We start from the raw sequence: 3,037 nt of genomic DNA, 5'->3' as shown, positions 1-3,037 counted from the left end.
AAAAAGTCATTTTTCGTTGTAGGAAAATATTAAATTTTTAAATAAAAGAATAGGTTATGCAAGAAGTCTAATGTTTCTTTAATTAAATTCCTAAGTCAGGATAACTTGGTGCTTTTGGTTGTTTGTCTTCATCATTATTTACTACAACAGCTTCCGTTGTTAACAACAAAGCACTAACACTACCAGCATGTTGTAAAGCATAACGTGTTACTTTAACTGGATCAACAATTCCTGCCTCAATCATATTTTCTCATGTATTTGTTGCAGCATTATAACCAAAATTGTCATTTTGTTCTTTTAATTTATTAACAATAATTGAACCATCAACACCAGCGTTAGCAGCAATTTGACGAACTGGTTCTTCAATTGCTCGTAACACAATATTTAATCCTAATTTTTCTTCATCATTTAATTTTAAATTTCCTAATTTTTTCCCAACTTGTACTAATGCCGTTCCACCACCAGCAACAATACCTTCTTCAACAGCAGCTTTAGTTGAATTTAAGGCATCTTCAATTCGTAATTTTTTCTCTTTCATTTCTGTTTCAGTTGGTGCACCAACTTTAATGATTCCAACACCATTCGCAAGTTTAGCTAATCTTTTTTTCAATTTATCATGCTCAAATGTTGATTTTTCATTTTTAATTTGATTACGAATAAATTCTTTACGATCTTCAATTTCTGCACGTGTTGCTTTTCCTTCAATAATTGTTGTCGTATCTTTTGAAACAATTACTTTTTTTGCTGTTCCTAAATCATCTAAAGTTAAAGTTTTGAAATCCATTCCTAAATCACCATTAACAAATTTACCTTTTACTAACATAGCAATATCTTCCAATAAATCTTTACGGTTATTCCCAAATTCTGGGGCTTTAACAACACAAATATTGAAAGCACCACGCATTTTGTTTAGTAATAATGTCGGTAAAACATCACCATCAACATCATCAGCAATAATTAATAATGGACGTCCTTCTTCAACAATTTTTTCTAAAATTGGTAGAATTTCTTTCATATTACTAATTTTTTTATCAGTAATTAAAATATATGGATTTTCAAATTCTGTTAACATTTTTTCACTATCAGTTACCATGTATTGTGATAAATATCCCTTATCAAATTGTAATCCTTTAGTAACACTTGTTTCAGTATTGATTGTTTTTGATTCTTCAATAGTAATAACCCCATCATTACCAACTTTAGTCATAATTTCAGCAATTAAGGCACCAATTTCAGGATCTTTTGAACTAACACTCGCAACTTGTGCAATTTCTTCTTTTGACTTAATTTCTTTTGCTGATTGTTTTAATAAATCCACAATTGCTTTAACTGTTTTTTCAATTCCATTACGAATAGCTACAGCATTTGCACCAGCAGTAATATTTTTTAATCCTTCTTTAACAATTGCTTGAGTTAAAACAATTGCCGTTGTTGTTCCATCACCAGCAACATCATTTGTTTTATTAGCAACTTCAGCAACTAACTTAGCTCCCATATTTTCAAAATGATTGCTTAATTCAATTTCCTTTGAAATTGTAACGCCATCATTCGTAATTAATGGTGAACCATAAGTTTTTTCTAATAAAACATATTTTCCTTTTGGTCCTAAAGTCACTTTTATTGCATCAGTTAATTTATTAATTCCATTAAGTAATTTCATTCTTGCTTCTTCAGCAAATTTAATTGATTTTGACATATTTCTATTCCCCCTTTAATTTTATTCTTCAATTACGCCTAAAATATCTTCATTAGAAATTAAGACTAATTTTTTATTATTAAATTCAATTTCAGTTCCGGCATATTCGCGATAAAGAACTTTATTATTTATTTTTCCTTCAAAGGTCCCATCTTTACTAACTTCAGTACTAATTGCAATTATTTTTCCAATATGGCTTTTGCTTTTTTCATCTTCTGGTAAATAAATTCCATTAATAAATGTTTCTTTTTTTTCTTCTTTTTCTAAGACAATATTTTTTCCTAGTGGTTTAATCATATAACATTCCTCCTTATTAACATGACTATTAACAAATGGCATATGTAACTGCCAATAATATATTTAACAAATTTTATTAAAAAATGCAAGTATTTTTATAGTAATATAAATCAACTTTTTGCTAATTTTATTTTAATAAACCATTTCATCTTCATCATATCTAATATTAGTTGAAAGATACTCAGACAAGATTCTTTTTTCATGTTTTCCATGATAAGTTTCTCAAACAATAATGTTTGGTAATATTTTTGCAACAATTCGTATACGATTTTTTTTGTCACTATCATTTCAAATCGCATTAATTTTATTTCAATTATTTCAGATCAAATTAGCGAATGATGACATATATTCTAATCTTCTAATTCTTCCATCAATGGAAACATTTCTTGCTTCAGAAAATATCTCTGCAATAAAAAAATTAATAAACTTTTTTTGTTTGTACAATAGTACGATAAATAATGATTTGAGTCCATAATATTGGTCGAAATGAAGCATATAAAATTTTAATATCTGTAAAAATACTTTCTAATGACGCTTCAATTTCATCTTGATTATCATTGAAACTTCTTTTAACCCTAGTTTCTTGTTTAACATTATTTGCTACATTTTCTTGGTTGTCTTGACTCATAAAATGGACATTTATTAATAACGACCGATATTAATAATAATACCAACTAAAATTAGTCATAATGTACTTTTTTTCATTACCAATTTTCCTTTCTCTCTATGTTTTTAATTGATATATTTAAATCTTATCGTATTAACTAATTTTAAAGTAAATTAAAAAATAAAAATCTCTCAGATTGAGAGAGATTTTTATTCTAAAAAAGTTTTATACTTGTCAACGTAATTTTCATCCAGCAACACTAACATATGTTCCAATTAAAGCAAGGGTCGCATGTAAAAAATTGGGGTTTTGAAAAAACTCAGAAATTGAATAAGAATAATAAATTAAACCATTTACTAAAATGGTTTTTTTATTTGTAAACCCATAATTATTAATTAATTCAGAATTCCTTGATAACCATTGTCAACTATTAATTT

Annotated in this window: 5 protein-coding genes; all 5 read right to left on the bottom strand. The window is 26.9% G+C overall.

Translation table 4 applies throughout. The annotated features are described in order from the left end of the window. Window positions 1–82 precede the first annotated feature (82 nt). Entirely contained in the window at window positions 83–1,696 is a 1,614-nt protein-coding gene (gene groL / locus EHU54_RS05130) for a chaperonin GroEL (RefSeq protein ID WP_400249301.1), read from the bottom strand. Between the two features lie 21 nt (window positions 1,697–1,717). Next, window positions 1,718–1,993 (bottom strand): co-chaperone GroES, encoded by a 276-nt coding sequence (locus tag EHU54_RS05125; protein WP_353486666.1) that lies wholly within the window; start codon window positions 1,991–1,993, stop codon window positions 1,718–1,720. Window positions 1,994–2,125: 132 nt separating this feature from the next. Next, on the bottom strand, window positions 2,126–2,437 hold the full coding sequence (locus EHU54_RS05120) for a hypothetical protein (protein WP_400249300.1): 312 nt from the start codon (window positions 2,435–2,437) through the stop codon (window positions 2,126–2,128). Beyond that, complete coding sequence (locus EHU54_RS05115; RefSeq protein ID WP_400249299.1) at window positions 2,412–2,621, bottom strand: hypothetical protein; 210 nt, start codon at window positions 2,619–2,621, stop codon at window positions 2,412–2,414. Before EHU54_RS05115 ends, EHU54_RS05120 begins: the two co-directional genes overlap by 26 nt. A 204-nt stretch (window positions 2,622–2,825) precedes the next feature. After that, window positions 2,826–3,037 (bottom strand): hypothetical protein (locus tag EHU54_RS05110; RefSeq protein WP_400249298.1); only part of this gene is annotated, 212 nt, incomplete at its 5' end.

The organism is Spiroplasma sp. ald (assembly GCF_044714355.1).
Lineage (GTDB): Bacteria > Bacillota_I > Bacilli_A > Mycoplasmatales > Mycoplasmataceae > Spiroplasma > Spiroplasma phoeniceum.
This window is presented reverse-complemented; position numbering and strand designations above follow the sequence as displayed.